The sequence below is a fragment of the Rhizobium sp. B21/90 genome, assembly GCF_019355815.1.
In the GTDB taxonomy this organism is placed as follows: Bacteria; Pseudomonadota; Alphaproteobacteria; order Rhizobiales; family Rhizobiaceae; genus Rhizobium; species Rhizobium rhododendri.
The window spans coordinates 884,228-900,634 of the sequence record NZ_CP072163.1; the positions used below are offsets into that span (position 1 = coordinate 884,228).

Sequence of the window (16,407 nt, forward strand, 5' to 3'; positions counted from 1 at the left end):
TCAGGTCGCTCTGTTTCCTTCGCCGTCAAACACATGCAGATGCTGGGTCGGGAAGGCGACGGAGACTTTCGGGCCCATCGACATGGTTTCGCGATCGAGTGTGAAGATCTTGAATGGCAGGCCGTGCAGCTTCAGGTGGAGGATAATACCGAAACCGGTCGGCTCTATCAGGTCCACGTCGGCACTGATACCAGATCCATTCCGTGTCACGACCACGTGTTCCGGGCGGATGCCGAGCGTTGCCTTTTCGCCGGTCGTGACGATTGGTGTTGAGGCAAGCGGAACTGGAGTGCCATCCCCGAGGATCATCTGGTGCCCGTCGTAGCTGGCCTCGAGAAAATTCATGCCGGGAGAGCCGATAAAACCTGCGACGAAAAGATTGGCGGGGCGGTCATAGAGTTCGAGCGGGCTTCCGACCTGCTGGACAACGCCTCCATGCATGGCGACGATCCGGTCCGCCAGCGTCATCGCCTCGATCTGGTCATGGGTGACGTAAATCGAAGTCGCTTTCAGATCGGCATGCAGTTTCTTGATTTCGGCACGCATCTGTTCGCGCAGACGCGCATCGAGGTTGGAGAGCGGTTCGTCGAAGAGAAACGCCTTTGGCTCCCGCACGATTGCCCGACCCATGGCGACACGCTGCCTCTGTCCGCCGGACAGTGCCTTGGGGCGCCGCTCGAGGAGCGGATCGAGACCCAGCTTGGAAGACGCCAGCGACACCGCCGCGGCGATCTTCTCCTTGGCGATCTTCCGGATTTTCAGGCTGTAGCTCATGTTGCCGGCGACATTCATGTGCGGGTAGAGAGCATAGGACTGGAACACCATGGCGATGTCGCGGTCCTTCGGGTGCAATTCGTTGACCCGGCGACCGGCGATCCGGATTTCACCACCGGTGACGTCCTCGAGACCGGCGATCATGCGCAGCAGCGTGGACTTTCCGCATCCGGAGGGACCGACCAACACGATGAATTCGCCGTCCTCGATCTGCAGGTCTACGTCGTGCAGCACCTGCACATGGCCGTAGGCCTTCCTGACGTTCTGGATATCGATCGATGCCATGGTGACTATCCCTTGACCGCGCCGGCCGTCAGGCCCTGGACGAGGTAACGTTGAATGAGCAGGAAGAACAGCCCGGCCGGAATGAGTGCCATGACGCCCGCCGCCATCATCTGACCGAAATCGACCGAGAATTTGGAAACGAAGGTCAAGAGCCCGACCGGGAAGGTGGCCGCCTGGTTGCCGTTGATCAGCATCAGGGCAAAGAGCAGCTCGCTCCAGGCTGCGGTGAAAACGAAGCCGAGCGTTGCCGCAATGCCGGGCAAGGTCAGCGGCAGGATGATCTGCCGGAAGGCGATGAATTGCGTTGCGCCGTCGATCATCGCGGCTTCTTCTAGTTCCTTCGGAATGCCGTCGAAGAATGACTGCATCAGGAAGGTCGCGAAGGGCACGTTGAACGCCGTGTAGACAATCACCAGGCCGGTCAGGCTGTTTGTCAGGTGCAGAGGCGAGAGGATCTTGAAGATCGGCGCCACCAGCATGACCAGCGGAAACATCTGCGTCAGCAGCATGAGCGCCACGATCCAGTATTTGCCCCGAAAATCGAAGCGGGACAGCGCATAGCCGGCCAATGACGCGCAGATCGTCACGGCAATGGCGGTAGAGGCCGAGACGATCACGCTGTTTTTGAAGAACGTCGGAAAATCGCTGTGCTCCAGCACGAACGCGTAGTGCTCCCAGGTCGTGCGCGAAGGCCACATCCGCACCCCCTCGGTATAGAGGAGGTCGTTCGGCGTCAGCGAAACTTTCAACAGCCAGAACAGCGGAAACAGGGCGAATACGATGTAGACGAGGATAGCGAGCCGATGGGCGATGATGGGCAGGAAAGATCGTCTCATGGGCCTAGTCCTTGTTCAGCAATGTCTGCCGGAGCAGAATGATCACCATCGAATAGGCGAGCAACAGCACCAGCAGCACCAGCGCGATGGCCGACGCATAACCAAAATCCAGCCGCTTGAAGGCCTGGGTGAAGATGTAGCTGGCGACGATCTGCGTACGATCAGCAGGGCCACCGCCGGTCATGACGACGATGAGGTCAGCGAAATTGGAGACCCAGACCGTTCGCAGCAGGACGGTGATGGCGATGGTCGGTGCCAGGAATGGAAGCGTGATCGATTGGAACCGCTGGAACCAGCTGGCCCCATCGATGGAGGCCGCCTCGTAGAGATCGCGCGGGATTGCCTGCAGCGCGGCCAGAAGCGTGATCGCGAAAAACGGAATCCCCCACCAGACATTGGCAACGATCGGCCCCCACATCGCATAATGCGGGTTGGACAGGATGTTGTCGGGCTGATCCATCAGGCCGAGTGCGAACAGCCAATGCGGGATCGGTCCGATCACCGGATTGAAGAGCCAGGCCCAGTTGAGACCGGCCAGAAAGGAGGGCACGGCCCAGGGCAGGAACACCAGGGCCTGAACGAGGCCACGCCCCCAGAATGGCTTGTCCAGCAGCAGGGCAAGGATCAGCCCGAAGGCAAATTGCAGGACGACCGATGCGCCGGTCCACCACAGGGTGTTTCTCAGCGCGCCGTAAAAGGCTGCATCTTTGGAAAGATCGCGAAAGTGATCGAGGCCGATGAAGCCGCCGGAAAACGGTTTCAGCAGCTGGACATCCCGGAAGGCATAAGAGACGCCAATCACCAGCGGCACCAGCATGACGGCGACGATCAGGATCAGTGCCGGTGCACTGTAGAGATAGGGTTCCGAGGCATCGGCGAGCCGCTTTTTCCAGGGCCTGCGGTCTCGACGCCTGTCATCGGTATAGGCGGTCATGGTCATCGGCCAAAGGTCCGTTCAGGTTTGCAGCGGCAATGCGGCTGGCAACAGTGTGTGCGAAAACGGCGACGGATTGCTCCGTCGCCGCATCAAGCCCTATTTCTTGGAGAGAAATTTCTGCTGCGCCTTGGTCAGATAGTCGGCCCATTGATCGGCAAGATCCTTGGCGGAGATATCGCCCAGCAAAGCCTGCTGCGAGGTCTTGATGGCCAGCGAATCCTTGAAGAAGGCAAATTCCTCCAGATAGGTCGGCATGACAGTCGGCACCGTGTTCTTGTCGGCCAGTTCCTCGAACCAGCCCTTGAACTGGTCACCGGCATAGAACGGATCCTTCTCTGCCGATGTATAGGCCGGCAGCGCACCGATCTTCTTGTTCCATTCGAGGTTGCCTTCCTGGCCCTCGAGGGTGGCGATCAGCTTCCAGGACAGGTCCTTGTTCTGGGTTGTCGCAAACATCGACCAGCCAGCATAGCCGATCGTCGGGAAAGACTTGCCGGACGGTCCCTTCGGCAAGGGCGCGACGCCGAAATCGTCCTTGCTCATGCGCTCGGCAACGGCGATCAGTGCATCCGGATCCTGGTCGAGGAAGGCGCAGGTGCCCGAATAGAAGCCGGCTACGACCTCATTGAAGCCCCAGTTGACGCTATCCTTTGGCGCATATCCCTTCTTGTAGAGATCGACCATCCACTCGATGCCCTTGGCCCAGCCTTCGTCGTTCATGGTCGACGTGCCGTCCGGCTTGAAATACGTGTTGTCGCCCGCCATGGAGGCCGCAAAGATCATCCAGCCATTAAGGCCGCCGGGGCCGCCGCGCATGCAGTAGCCGTATTTTCCGGGGATCTTCGAGACCGCCGCGGAGGCTTTGACGAAATCGTCCATGGTCTTCGGTGGCTCGGAAATGCCGGCCTGTGCCAACAGCTTCTTGTTGTAGAACATCGCGCGCAGGTAGAAGCCGTAGGGTAGCATGTAGGCGGTGTTCTTGACGTCCCGGCCGAGTTCCAGCGCACGTGGCGTCAGTTCCTTGGTGTGCTCCCATTTCGCCAGATAGGGCTCGAGGCTTTCGAGCATACCGTTATTGCCATAGAGCGACAGCCAGGTATCCGGCATCTCCATGACATCGGGCGTATCGCCGGCCGAGACCATCGTTGCGAATTTCTGGAAGGCTTCGTTCCAGGGCAGCGAAATGATATCGACCTTTGTACCGGGGTTGGCCGCTTCGAACTTGCCAACGAGCGATTTGAGCGTCTCGGTACGCTCGGGGCTGGTGATGACTTCGACGAGCTTGAGTGTCGTATCGGCGAACGCGGTTCCCGCCATCATCGCGGTAAAGAGTGCCGCTGTTATCAGTCTTTTCATGCTATTCCCCCTTTTCGGTTTTTCTTCCTGTTGATGGTTCCTACGAGGCTGCAGCGATTGCTTCCTCGATATCTCTCCACAAGGCCTCGGTTCCTTCGAGACCGACATGCAGGCGGACGGACCGCGCGCTGATCCCGAAGGTGTGCGCGGAATTGGGCTGGGCCTTCTGCTGCAGGACGACTTCGCCGGGCACGATGAGGCTCTCGTGGCCACCCCAGCTCACGCCCAGCTTGAAAAGCCTGAGATGGTCGGAGAAGGCCCGGATATCGACGCCCTCGCGGAAAATGAAAGAGAACAGGCCGGACGTGCCGTTGAGGCCTGCCGGCAATCGGTTGGCAAGGCCGGGATGGCAGACCTCCTCGACGACGTCGAGGTTATGCAGCCGTCTGGCGATCGTCATGGCTGCGGCTTCGTGCGCCTTCATGCGCAGCGGTAATGTGCGCATGCCGCGGATGAGCAACCAGGCATCGAAAGGCGAAAGCTTGCCGCCGAGATAGGGGTAGGCCTCGGCCTTTATCCTTGCGATCAGCGCCTTCGAGCCCGCGACAACGCCAGCGACGACATCGCTATGGCCGCCGAGATATTTGGAGGCGGAATGAATGACCAGATCGACGCCCAGCGTCAGCGGCTGCTGGAAAAAGGGGCTGGCCCAGCTGTTGTCGATCATCGAAACGACACCGTGCTGCCTGGCGAGCGTTGCAAGGGCGCCGACGTCGTGGGCTTCCATCACCCAGCTGGTCGGGCTTTCCATGTAGAATACCTTGGCGCCCGGAAGCGCCTTTGCGACGGCCTCCTCGTCGCGACCATCGACATAGGTCACCTCGACCTTCATGCGCTTGAGGATCGTGCCGAACAGGCGAAAGGCATCGGGGTAGATATGCTTGACGGCGACGATCCGGTCGCCCGGTTCCACGAATGTGAGCACGGCTGACGAGATCGCCGACATGCCGCTGGCAAATCCGAGCGCATCCTCGGCCGCCTCGAGCTTGGCCAGCATCTCCTCGAACATCCGGACCGTCGGGTTCAGGCCGCGGGTGTAGATGGGCCGGACCTTTTCGCCGCGATAGGAGGCGATCATATCGTCGTAATCGGAGAAGGTGAAAAGCGATGTCTGGAAGATCGGAGGCACCACCGCTTCGGCATAATTGCCTTCGTCATGAGCGGTAATCAGTGATGCGAGATCGAATGGCCCGAGCTCTGCGGTCATTTTGACATTTCCTTGATGTCTTCCTCGACGACGTCGAGAATCTTCAATGTTTCGAGGCGCGCTGCCTCCGGATCCTGTGCCACGATCGCGTTGAACAGGGTGCGGTGGAACGGAAACGACCGACGCGCAAAGTCTTCCCGGTCGAAAGGATGGGTCCAGAAGCGCTCGAAGGTGCCACGCATCTGCTCCAGCAACTGCTTGAATAGTGGATTGTGGGTGGCGTCATAGACGGCGAGGTGAAACGCCAGGTCTTCGGGGCCGGAGGCGCCCTTGGCGATGTGGACGCGCTCCATCTCGTCGAGCTTTTCCTCGATGATCGCAAGATCTTCCGGAGTGCGCTTCCTGGCAGCCACCATCCCAGCTTCGCATTCGATACCGCGCCGAACCTCGAGTGTCTGCAACAGGACGTCGCGCAAATGCGTGGTGTCCATTGACAGCGGCATATGGATCGTTGCCTTGGAAACCGGCTTCAGCAGGTAGGTGCCACTCCCCTTGCGCGTCTCTACGACCCCAAGCGCCTGGAAGTGGGTCATGACCTCGCGAATGGTCGAGCGACCGACGGACAAGGCACCCATCATCTCGCGCTCGGTCGGCAGTTGGTCGCCGGATTGGAGGTTGGTTTTCTCTATGAAATCGGACAACGCATCGATGACCTGGCGCGTCCGATCCTGAGTAGGCAATGGTGTCAGCAAACGTACGTTCCCTCGTTGCCGATAGATTGGTCTGACATCTGCTATCAGGTCAATCTTTTTTTCGTGCGACCCGCGGAAAGCCACAGCAATAGAAATTCGTCGTCCGCTGAGAGGCGAACGCGGAAGTATTGCGGGATGAACGGTCGGCGCGATAATCGATCAGACAACGATCACGCCGATTGCCTCAGCTCTCCAGCCAGACGCGTGATGCGATGTATCCGTTGCTGAGATCGTTGCCGACGTCCGGTACGAAGCCCTTCAGGGCGGGGCTCGACGCATTCAGGTAGTTGTTGAACACGGGAATGATCGAACCCGACTCGTCGCGCACGAGGAGTGCCATATCACGGTACATCTCCTTGCGCTTCGCTTCGTCTGCTTCGGCCCGTGCGGCCAGCAGCAGCGTGTCGAATTTCGCATTGTCGAACTTCGACTCGTTGCTTGCTGATTTCGAATAGAATTCGAGCGAATAGATCAGGTCCTGCGTCAGGCGCGTTCCGAAAAACGAGACGCAGAAAGGCTTGTTGCGCCAGACGCCGCTCCAGTAGCCGTCCGTCGGAACGCGGTTGACGGCGACCTTGATGCCGGCCTTCGCCGCGCCATCCCGCAGGATGACCGCCATATCGACGCCGCCCTGCATGACGTCGGCAGCATAGATTGGAACGGCCCCGTCGAAACCGGACTTCTTGTAGTGGAAGGCAGCCTTCTCCGGATCGAATTCACGCTGCGGAATGTCGCCGGGAAACATGTCGAAGGCAGCATTCACAGGAAAGTCGTTGCCGAGCGTCCCGTATCCACCAAGGACCTGCTTCAGCAGAAATTTGCGATCGATGGCGTATTTCAAGGCAAGGCGAAGATCGACGTTGTCGAACGGTTTCTGGTCGACCAGCATGGGCATCGTATAGTGGCTGCGCCCGGGCGTGTTGTGAATGGTGATATTCTTCATTCGCCCCAGCAGTGGGATCGTATTGGGGTTGATTGCATTGATGAAATGAACCTGCCCCGAGGCCAGAGCGGCCGTTCGCGCCGATACGTCGGCAATCGCCAGGATCTCGACACTGTCGACCCAGCCACGGTTGGGATGCCAGTCGTCCTTGTTCTTCTCAAGCAGGATTTGGACGCCGGGATTGTTGCGGACGATCTTGAAGGGACCGGTGCCGATACCGGCATTGGGATCGCCCCTGCCACCGTTCGGCTGGATGACGAGGTTGTAGACGCTGAAGATCAGCGGCAGGTCGCGGTTTTGCTCGGTCAGCGTCACGACGACATTCTCGCCCGAAGCCTCTACGGACTTGATGCTGGCGAGGTAGCCGAGCGCGCCTGATTTGGAGGCTTTGTCGCTGTGGCGGCGCAGCGTCTCGACGACGTCCTCGACTTTCAGCGCATCGCCATTATGAAAGCGCACGTTCTTCCGGATCTTGAACGACCAGGTCGTTCCGCCATCGGTCGTCTCCCATGATTCAGCCAGAGCCGGAACCGCCTTGCCGGTCGTCGGGTCGGTCTCGACCAGGGTATCGCCCCAGCTGCGGGCCAGCACAAATTGCAGGGCGCTGATGTAGCTTGCGGGGTCGAGTGCATCGGTCGACGCGCCGCCGTTCATGGCGATCTTCAGATGGCCGCCGCTCTTGGGTGTTGCAGCCTGTGCAAATGCGCCGCTGCCCGTAAACATCAATGCGGCGCCTGCGAGCGAACCCTGCAAGACGGTACGCCTAGTCACGCCTTCGGCAGACTGAACCGTCGAAAGGGGGTCCCGGTTCTCATTTCCAAACTTCGACGTCATTCGGCATCCCCTTTTCGATAAAGTGCACAACGGACGGATCATCTCTAGACGAGCAGCTTCCATAGACACTAATGTCCATTATTACGGCTCGTCAATCCTGCATTTCGCCAGAACTTTATCCGGCGCATGGGCTATTTGATAATGAGCGAAGATGAAACTACGGGTGCAGGCATGAGTAGCAGCAACACCAGGGTAAAGGCCGATGCCCCAGAGAGGGTTGGCCGCACGACGAAGGAGGAATGGCTCGACCTGTCCATCCAGGCGCTGATCAGCGACGGGATAGATCGTGTCAAGGTTCAGATCATTGCCAAGACACTCGGCGTGTCCCGCTCGAGCTTCTATTTCTTCTTCAAGAACACCAAGGACCTTCACGCCCAGATGCTCGATTTGTGGCTCCGCAAGAACACGGGCCCGATCATCGAGCGTGCCATGCGACCGGCAGACACGATAACGCAGGCAATCCTCAACGTCTTCGAATGCTGGGTGGACGCCAGCCTTTTCGACTTCCAGCTCGATATGGCGGTGCGGTTTTGGGCTAAGCGTTCCTCGTCCGTGAACGCCGTGGTGGTACAGGCAGACGATCAGCGCGTAGACGCTTTACAGAAGATGTTCATTCGCCACGGCTACCCCGCCAAGGAAGCTCTTGTTAGGGCACGGGTCCTCTATTTCACGCAGATCGGTCACTATGCGCTCGATGTACCGGAGAGCATGAAGGTCAGGTTTACCTATGTGGAATCCTACGTCCTGGCTTTCAGCGGACAGCATGTGACGGAGGATGAGATGGAGGCCTTCAGGCGGTTCGCTCGTCGCTTTCACCCGGACGTCTGAGCAGCCGAGCGGCTAGGCAGAGAGAAATTCAAGCCTTGAAATTCATAGACATTAGTGTCCATTATTGGCAGGTTGGAAATAGAGAACGTTGCCCGCCAACATGGAAAGGACCGGACCCATGCAAAGCCATTACCGAGTTGCCATTATCGGTGGCGGGGTTGTCGGCGCCTCTGTGGCCTATCATCTGGCGAAGCTCGGCTGGACGGATGTGGCGCTCTTCGAGCGGAACGTACTGACGGCGGGATCGAGCTGGCATGCGGCGGGTGGCTTTCACGCCCTCAATGCCGATCCCAATATCGCTGCGCTGCAATCCTACACGATCGACCTTCTGTCGGAGATAGAGGCTGAATCGGGCCAGAATATCGGCATGCACATGACCGGCGGCATTTCCATTGCGTCCGCTCCCGAACGCTGGGAATGGCTGCAATCCACTTACCGCGTCTTCCAGACCATGGGCATATCCGACGTCCACCTCGTCGGCCCCGAAGAGATCAAGAAGCTTTGCCCGATCGTCAGTATCGAAGGCGTGCTGGGTGGCCTGTATGCCGGGCGCGAGGGGCATATCGACCCGTCGGGCGTTGTGCATGCCTATGCACGCAGCGCCAAAAAACGCGGCGCCACGATCATCGAGCACAACCGGGTGCTGGAACTGACGCAACGTCCCGACAAATCCTGGAACGTCGTCACGGAAAAAGGAACCGTGATCGCCGAGCATGTGGTGAATGCAGGCGGTCTCTGGGCCAAGCAGATCGGCCGCATGGCCGGCATCGACCTGCCGGTGACGCCGATGGAGCATCACTATCTGGTCACGGAGTCTATCCCGGAAATTGCGGCTCTCGACCACGAACTGCCGATGATCGTCGATCTCGAAGGCTTCACCTACATGCGACAGGAGCAGAAAGGCCTGCTACTGGGGATATACGAGACCGACTACCGGCACTGGAACATGGACGGCGCGCCATGGGATTTCGGCATTGAGCTTATTCAGGAGGATACGGACCGCATTGCCAGCGAGCTGACACTCGGCTTCGAGCGTTTCCCGTGCCTGCAGACGGCAGGCATCAAGCGATGGGTCAACGGCGCCTTCACCTTTTCTCCGGACGGCAACCCGCTTGTCGGGCCGGTGCGCGGCGTGCCGAACTACTGGGTTGCCTGCGGTGTGATGGCGGGCTTCCTGCAGGGCGGCGGCGTCGGCAAGTCGCTGGCCGAGTGGATGGTGCACGGCGAGCCCGAGGCGGACATCTTCGGTATGGATATCGCCCGGTACGGCGATTTCGCCTCCAACCGCGAATATATTCGCCAGACGACAGGACAGTTCTACTCGCGCCGCTTCGTCATGAGCTACCCGAACGAGCAATTGCCGGCCGGAAGACCGTTGCGCACGCCACCCGCGTTCGACGCGATGACTGCGGCCGGCGCCCGCTGGGGCAGCAGCTGGGGCCTTGAAATCCCGCTTTATTTCGCCGACCCCGACTTCGTCGAAAAACCAAGCCTCAAGCGCTCCAACGCAGATGCCATCATCGGCGCCGAAGTCGCTGCCGTCCGCCAGAAAGCGGGGCTCCTGGATACGTCTGCTTTCTCGCGCTACCGGGTATCGGGTCCGGGCGCGCAGGGCTGGCTCGACAGGACCTTCGCATGTCGCCTGCCCAAACCGGGGCAGGCAAGGCTTGCACCGATGCTCTCGGACAGCGGCAAGCTGAAGGGCGACCTGACGCTGTTCAACTGGGGCGATGGCAGCTGGTGGATCATGGGCTCCTATTACCTCAGGCACTGGCACATGCGCTGGTTCGAGAGCCATCTTTCCTGCGACGTGACCGTAGATGACATCTCGGACGACTTCACCGGTTTCGCGCTATCCGGTCCCGCCTCCCGGGAGATCCTGCAAAGTCTCACCCATCAAAATATAGCGCGCTCCGCGCTGCCTTTCATGGGCTGCGATACAATCGATATCGGCCTTATTCGGGCCCGGGTGGCAAGGCTCTCGATTACCGGCGAACTGGGCTACGAGATCAACTGCCGGGCCTTCGAACACGCCACGCTCCGCCGCATCCTGCTGGACGCTGGCAAAGATGCCGGCCTTCGCGAGATCGGCTATGGCGCGACAAATGCCCTGCGTCTGGAGAAAAGCTTCGGCATCTGGTCGCGCGAATTTACCCAGGCCTACACGCCTTCAATGACCGGGCTGGAGCGCTTCATAGCGTTCGACAAGGGTGATTTCGTCGGCCGGGAGGCGGCGCTGGCGGAGCGTAACGCCGGTGGAGCTGCCAGGGTGCTCGTCACGCTCGAAGTCGACGCGACCGATGCCGATGCCAGCGGCTACGAACCGGTCTGGAAGGAAGACAGCCTGATCGGCTACATCACCTCCGGCGGCTACGTCCATACACTTGGAAAGAGCATCGCCCTTGCCCTCGTCGATCGGCAGTTTGCAGCCGAAGGCATGAAGCTTGTGGTCCACGTCGTCGGGCAGCCCCGCGCGGCGCGGATCATTCCCAACTCGCCTTACGATCCAGCCGGGCGCGCGATGCGCAGCTGATGCACACACCCCGGCTAACGAGCGAATGACAGGCATACGTGAAGGTGGAGCAAAAAATGATGGACTGGTCGTCCTACCTCGATCAAGAGCAGTCTCGTTTTATCGACGAACTCACGGAGTTCGTGCGCATTCCGTCCGTTTCGGCCAAGCCGGAAAACACGAGCGATGTCTATCGCGCCGCCGAATGGGTCGTCTCCCGCCTCAAGGCGGCAGGTGTCGAAAAGGCCGAGGTGATGCCGACCAAAGGGCACCCCGTCGTCTATGGCGAATGGCTGGATGCGGGTCCGGGAAAGCCGACAGTATTGATCTACGGTCATTTCGACGTACAGCCTGCCGAACCGCTGGATCTCTGGGACAACCCTCCCTTCGAGCCGACGCTGAGAGACGGCAAGCTTTGGGGACGTGGCGTATCCGACGACAAGGGTGGCATGCTGACCCCGATCCTCGCGGTCGAAGCCATGCTGAAGACCACCAACACCCTGCCAGTGAATGTGAAATTCCTGTTCGAAGGCGAGGAAGAGGTCGGCTCGGCTTCGCTGCGGGCATTCATCGCGGAGAACGCTGCGCGTCTTGAGGCCGACATGGCGTTTTCGGCCGACGGCCTGCAATGGGCACCGGACCAGCCGCAGATCATGCAGGCGATGAAGGGAACGCTGGCTTTTGAAATTAAGGTCACCGGGCCGAAGGCAGACCAGCACTCCGGCTTGCACGGCGGCGGGATAGCCAACCCGGCCATGGCACTGGCGCAGATCCTGTCAACGATGAAATCACCGGATGGGCTGGTGACGGTCGAAGGTTTCTACGATGACGTCGTTCCCCTGACGCAGGAAATGCGGAACGCCATAGCCTTGTTGCCCTACGACGAGCATGACTATCTCGACGCAACGGGCGCCCCTTCGACCCACGGGGAGCCCGGCTACTCCGTGCTGGAGCGCATCGGTGCACGGCCTATGCTGGATGTGAATGGCCTGACATCCGGCTGGCAGGGCGAAGGCGCAAAGACCGTCCTGCCTGCCTCAGCCAGTGCCAAGCTCACCTGCCGGATCGTTCATGCACAATCGTCGGAGAAACTTACGGAGGCGATCCGCAAGCATGTCGAAGCCCATTGCCCGCCGGGGGTTGCCGTGGAGTTCTCCGCGACCGAGCGGGAAGCCCGCGCTTTCAGCATTCCGGACATCCACCCTGCAAGCGGACTAGCAGGGGAGGTGCTCGAGGAAGTCTATGGTAAGGCCCCCTACCGTATCTGGGCCGGTGGCTCGATCCCGGCATTCTCGCCATTTGTCGATATTCTGGGGCTACATGCGGTCATGCTCGGCTTTTCCCACGGCGACGAGAACCTGCATGCCCCTAATGAATTCTTCCGCCTCGACGTTTTTCGCCGAGGCCAGCAAGTCTATGGGCGGCTTTTTGAGAAAGCCCAGAACTGGACCCGATCTTCTTCGTAAAACAGGCAAACGTGGGGGCGAACTTGCATCGCCTTTGCCTACATGGCGGCGTCAAGTTTCTGCTTCCATGCTCCGCTCGCCAGTTCCTTGTTTACAAAAGCATCGACAGCCGCCTTCAACTCAGGATCTTTGCGCAACAAATAGGCGTTTTGAAAGTGCGTGAAAGGCTCCTTGACTGCCGCCGGGCAAAGGACGCCGCTGTGTAATTTCGATTGCAGGTCGGCTTCAATTCCGTCCGTTACCATGACATCGGCCTTGCCGGCAGCAATCTCATCGAAAATCATTTTGTTGTCGGGAAGAACGTCAATCGCGGCTTTGGTAAAGTGCTCATGGGCGAATTTGTCATTGGTGCCGCCGGCATTGACGATCACCCTCACCGAAGGCTGGTCGATGGCTTCGATCGTCGTGTATTTGTCCTTGTCGGCGCAACGAGCGATGGGTCGCTTGCCGTCGCTGACGTTTGGCAATGAAAAGTCGCCCACCTCGGCGCGTGCCGGATTGACGGTAATGCCGCCCACGGCAACGTCGAACTGGCCCGCCTTGAAGTCGTCCAGCATGGTTTTCCAGGTGGTCGTCACGAATTCCACCTTGACGCCGAGGCTTGCCGCCAGGTCCTTTGCCATGTTAATATCGGCACCGACTAGCGCGCCATCCGCACCCTTGTAGCTGAACGGCTTATAGTCGCCCGTCGTACCTACCTTGAGCACACCAGCCTGCCTGATGGCAGCCAATGCACCATCCTGCGCATGGCAAACAGGCGCCGCCGCCATCAGGCCGACAAAAGCCATCGCAATCGAAAACTTCATAAAATATCTCTTCCCATCAATTTTGGTGCTCGAGCAAAGAGGTCGGCACCTGATGACGGATGACGATGCAAGATTCATTCCAATCAATGAAGGGAATGGTCTGTCACCCTGTTGCATCACATGTAGGTAGCCCCCTACCCCACCCTCCTGCGCTATCCCATCAAGACGGCCGCTTGGCGACGAGGTCGATCTCGATGCGGGCGTTGTAGGCGAGGCCCGTCACGCCAACGCATGTTCTGGCGGGAAGGCGGCCTTCTGGAAAATAGCTGCAATAAACCTCGTTCATGGCGGCATAGTCGTCGTCAAAATGCGTCAGGTAGATGCGCGCCATCGCAATGTGCTCCAGACCGAGGCCGAGTCCGGAGAGAACGGTGAGCAAATTTGCCATGACGTTGCGCGTCTGGGCTTCGATGCCCTCCGGTAGCTGGCCGGGCGTTCCCGGCGTGTCGGGCATCTGCCCTGTTACGTATACCGTGCCATCGACTTCGACGGCATGGCTAAACGGTGCAACGGGCTTGGGGCCGCCGGCTATCATGTGGAACTGCATGATCGATTTCCTTTATCCTTGAAGACTTTGAATTTTATACCCTGAAGAGGGATTTCCTGATGATTGCATGGACAGCCCAGTTGCCGTCGACGACCTGCGTCACGCCGAAATCGACCGCCGCAGACATCAGGGCGATCGCCTCGTCTTCCGTAAGTCCCTTGCTTTCCATGAGAAAACGCCGGGCTTTTCGGAACGCGTCCTTCATGGCCAGATCGAGCGAAGAGTTTGCGTAGACCTCTCCCTGTCCCTTCTTGCCGAATTCCGCGAGATAGTTCGGGTGGCTGAAACCGATCAAAATCCATTCCGTCGGCGTTTCGAGCAAGGGATAGCTCAACTCCACAAAGAGCTCGCCCTTCTTGTGCAGGATGACGGTGACGTCGCCGGTCATCGAGCACTCGATGGCTGTCCCGCCGAGTTCGCCATCGCCCTGCGCCGCATGGGGATCGCCGATCGACAACAGCGCACCCGGCACCGATACCGGCAGGTAGACGGCGGATCCTTGGCCGAGCCGCCAATTGTCGAGATTGCCGCCGAAATAGGAGGGTGGCACGGAATCGACCAGCTCCGCTTCGCGTGGTGCCACTGCGATTACGCCGAAATGCGGCCTGAGCGGGATGCGGACGCCCTCCAGAACAGGCGAGCAAATCTCGACCGAGCTTCGATCGACCGGAACGCCCGGATAATCATAGGTTCGGTGAACGACCCCGAAGGGATCGGCCTGCGGCTGCCAGCGATAGGAATACAGCGCCTCGGCATAGCCTTCGTCTGCGAAGACTTCGTAGATCGTGATATTTTCACGCGCTTTGGGCTCCTGAATGAACTCGTTATAATGGTAACCCCACCAGGCAGCGACGCTGCTGCCGAAAGCTCGTCCTTCATAGCCGGGGCTGTTGGACGGTCGTGGCGAAATCGAATTGATGCGGACCTCGATGACGTCGCCCGGCTCCGCGTCCTTCATATAGATCGGCCCCGTGCAGATATGTACCCCGAAGCCTTCGCCCGCACCGCGGCCGTAAATCGAGGCGTCGATCGGACCCGCACCCCGGCGATCTACGGACTTTTTCTGGGCAGTCCAGTAAAACACGTCCTCGGCCCCCGCATCCCCGTGGATCATCAGTTCCGGCGCGTCGGAGGCGTGCTGCGTCAACGTCTGGATTTCAACGGTATCGCCCGAGCGGATCTCGAGGACAGGCGGCAGCGCCCGGCTGAAATAGCCCCAGTGCACGGTCGCAGCAGAGGCGGCAAGAACGTGATGGACCGATGAGCCTGCCTCGGCCTCGCTGCCATCGCTATCGGCAAATGCATCGCCCGTGTCGATAGATCGTTGCTGGAGCCGCTTGGCGACCAGCGCGCTCAACGGCCAGCCACGCTGCTCTGCATTCGTGTTGGCAGCCAGCTTCTCCAGGTGCCGGCTGCGAAATGCGCCCGGCGGCAAGCCGAAGCGCTCCTTGAACAGACGGTTGAAATTGGCTGCATCTCCGAAACCGCAGCTATAGGCGATTTCGGCAATCGGCAGACGGATCTCGCCGGGGGCGACGAGCGCTGCCCTCGCACGCTGGAGACGGCGTTCACGAATATAGTTGCTAACGCTTTCGCCGTTCTGCAAGAACAGCTTTTGCAGGTAGCGTTCCGAAATGCCTTCGAGGCGCGCAATGCGCAGTGCGGTCAATTCCGGCTCGTGAAGATGGCGCTCGATACCCAGCGTGACGCGATGAAATAGCGCCGCGGAACCGGGGCTTGCGGCGGCGTCATGTGTCTCGGCCTGCAGCACGATGGCAACAAACAGATCCGCAATGGCGCCTTCGAGCGATCGCCATTCCAACTCCGAGACGCTATCCATCTCGCCAGCGGCCGTCTCGACAGTCTTTATGAAGATTGCCGCAATCCCTGTGGCCACGTAATGCCGCGGCGCCTTCAAGGTCTGCAGGCCGGCCTTGTGGCCGGGAAACAGGCTGTCCGCAATGGAAAGAACGATCATCCGGGCGCTTTTGCGAAGGCATAGCTGCCACTCGCCGACAGCCGGCACGATCACCAGACTACCAGCCTCGATCAACAGCGTCTCGCTGCCGAGCCGCATCCCAAGGCTTTCGTCGAGGGAGATCAGTGCAATCGGGCCGCCGGGTCGCCGGACGAGCGGTGACAACGTCTGGTCGCCGGCGGTCAGGCGCGCCAGGAGCAACGACTGACGATCGCCCCTCAGCGAGGCAGTGGCAAAGCTTTCCAGCCCCTGATCGGCAGCATCGGATCTAAGGCCGAACTCGGACAGGATATCCTGCCACGCCCCTTTACGAGAGCGTGTCGGATAGGCTTCGCTGAGAAATTGCCTAATGGTCATCCCTTGATCTGCAGTGGCGGCAGGGTCTGCAACAGCCCCCGCCTGGATC

General features: G+C 59.7%; 13 protein-coding genes. 3 read left to right on the forward strand and 10 right to left on the reverse strand.

Features of this window, described 5'->3' with window-relative positions; translation table 11 throughout:
• From J5278_RS22215 to J5278_RS22245, 7 genes are all read right to left on the reverse strand, one after another.
• On the reverse strand, positions 1–1,059 hold the full coding sequence (locus J5278_RS22215) for an ABC transporter ATP-binding protein (protein WP_142830931.1): 1,059 nt from the start codon (positions 1,057–1,059) through the stop codon (positions 1–3).
• 5 nt (positions 1,060–1,064) lie between these two features.
• Positions 1,065–1,895, reverse strand: coding sequence for a carbohydrate ABC transporter permease (locus J5278_RS22220; RefSeq protein ID WP_142830929.1), 831 nt, complete (start codon positions 1,893–1,895; stop codon positions 1,065–1,067).
• A 4-nt stretch (positions 1,896–1,899) separates the two neighbouring features.
• Positions 1,900–2,835: a carbohydrate ABC transporter permease gene (locus J5278_RS22225; protein ID WP_142830927.1), complete on the reverse strand. Its 936-nt coding sequence runs from the start codon at positions 2,833–2,835 to the stop codon at positions 1,900–1,902.
• Between the two features lie 93 nt (positions 2,836–2,928).
• Complete coding sequence (locus tag J5278_RS22230) at positions 2,929–4,188, reverse strand: sugar ABC transporter substrate-binding protein (RefSeq protein ID WP_143123138.1); 1,260 nt, start codon at positions 4,186–4,188, stop codon at positions 2,929–2,931.
• Positions 4,189–4,228: 40 nt separating this feature from the next.
• Positions 4,229–5,395, reverse strand: coding sequence for a PLP-dependent transferase (locus J5278_RS22235; RefSeq protein WP_209186414.1), 1,167 nt, complete (start codon positions 5,393–5,395; stop codon positions 4,229–4,231).
• Positions 5,392–6,087, reverse strand: coding sequence for a FadR/GntR family transcriptional regulator (locus J5278_RS22240; RefSeq protein WP_143123140.1), 696 nt, complete (start codon positions 6,085–6,087; stop codon positions 5,392–5,394). The genes J5278_RS22235 and J5278_RS22240 overlap by 4 nt, the downstream gene beginning before the upstream one ends.
• Positions 6,088–6,271: 184 nt before the next feature.
• A complete protein-coding gene (locus tag J5278_RS22245; protein ID WP_142830919.1) occupies positions 6,272–7,864 on the reverse strand; it encodes an ABC transporter substrate-binding protein in 1,593 nt (530 codons plus the stop codon).
• 171 nt (positions 7,865–8,035) lie between these two features.
• On the opposite strand from J5278_RS22245, the gene J5278_RS22250 reads away from it, so the two are divergent.
• The 3 genes from J5278_RS22250 to J5278_RS22260 all read left to right on the forward strand — a co-directional run bounded on the left by J5278_RS22250 (position 8,036) and on the right by J5278_RS22260 (position 12,670).
• On the forward strand, positions 8,036–8,692 hold the full coding sequence (locus J5278_RS22250; protein WP_142830917.1) for a TetR/AcrR family transcriptional regulator: 657 nt from the start codon (positions 8,036–8,038) through the stop codon (positions 8,690–8,692).
• Positions 8,693–8,810: 118 nt separating this feature from the next.
• A complete protein-coding gene (locus tag J5278_RS22255; RefSeq protein ID WP_219258346.1) occupies positions 8,811–11,225 on the forward strand; it encodes an FAD-dependent oxidoreductase in 2,415 nt (804 codons plus the stop codon).
• A gap of 56 nt (positions 11,226–11,281) precedes the next feature.
• Entirely contained in the window at positions 11,282–12,670 is a 1,389-nt protein-coding gene (locus J5278_RS22260) for a dipeptidase (RefSeq protein ID WP_219258347.1), read from the forward strand.
• A gap of 38 nt (positions 12,671–12,708) precedes the next feature.
• On the opposite strand, the gene J5278_RS22265 is transcribed toward J5278_RS22260, so the two are convergent.
• From J5278_RS22265 to J5278_RS22275, 3 genes are all read right to left on the reverse strand, one after another.
• On the reverse strand, positions 12,709–13,476 hold the full coding sequence (locus J5278_RS22265; RefSeq protein WP_374108314.1) for a transporter substrate-binding domain-containing protein: 768 nt from the start codon (positions 13,474–13,476) through the stop codon (positions 12,709–12,711).
• Between the two features lie 160 nt (positions 13,477–13,636).
• Positions 13,637–14,023 carry a RidA family protein gene (locus tag J5278_RS22270; protein ID WP_219258348.1) on the reverse strand — a complete coding sequence of 129 codons (387 nt, stop codon included), beginning with the start codon at positions 14,021–14,023 and terminating at the stop codon, positions 13,637–13,639.
• A gap of 34 nt (positions 14,024–14,057) precedes the next feature.
• A complete protein-coding gene (locus J5278_RS22275) occupies positions 14,058–16,358 on the reverse strand; it encodes an acetamidase/formamidase family protein (RefSeq protein ID WP_209186408.1) in 2,301 nt (766 codons plus the stop codon).
• Positions 16,359–16,407: the final 49 nt, after the last annotated feature.

Coding starts and splice junctions, on each gene's coding strand:
- J5278_RS22215 (WP_142830931.1), bottom strand. CDS start 1,059: ATGGCATCGATCGATATCCAGAACGTCAGGAAGGCCTACGGCCATGTG.
- J5278_RS22220 (WP_142830929.1), bottom strand. CDS start 1,895: ATGAGACGATCTTTCCTGCCCATCATCGCCCATCGGCTCGCTATCCTC.
- J5278_RS22225 (WP_142830927.1), bottom strand. CDS start 2,835: ATGACCATGACCGCCTATACCGATGACAGGCGTCGAGACCGCAGGCCC.
- J5278_RS22230 (WP_143123138.1), bottom strand. CDS start 4,188: ATGAAAAGACTGATAACAGCGGCACTCTTTACCGCGATGATGGCGGGA.
- J5278_RS22235 (WP_209186414.1), bottom strand. CDS start 5,395: ATGACCGCAGAGCTCGGGCCATTCGATCTCGCATCACTGATTACCGCT.
- J5278_RS22245 (WP_142830919.1), bottom strand. CDS start 7,864: ATGACGTCGAAGTTTGGAAATGAGAACCGGGACCCCCTTTCGACGGTT.
- J5278_RS22250 (WP_142830917.1), top strand. CDS start 8,036: ATGAGTAGCAGCAACACCAGGGTAAAGGCCGATGCCCCAGAGAGGGTT.
- J5278_RS22255 (WP_219258346.1), top strand. CDS start 8,811: ATGCAAAGCCATTACCGAGTTGCCATTATCGGTGGCGGGGTTGTCGGC.
- J5278_RS22260 (WP_219258347.1), top strand. CDS start 11,282: ATGATGGACTGGTCGTCCTACCTCGATCAAGAGCAGTCTCGTTTTATC.
- J5278_RS22265 (WP_374108314.1), bottom strand. CDS start 13,476: ATGAAGTTTTCGATTGCGATGGCTTTTGTCGGCCTGATGGCGGCGGCG.
- J5278_RS22270 (WP_219258348.1), bottom strand. CDS start 14,023: ATGCAGTTCCACATGATAGCCGGCGGCCCCAAGCCCGTTGCACCGTTT.
- J5278_RS22275 (WP_209186408.1), bottom strand. CDS start 16,358: ATGACCATTAGGCAATTTCTCAGCGAAGCCTATCCGACACGCTCTCGT.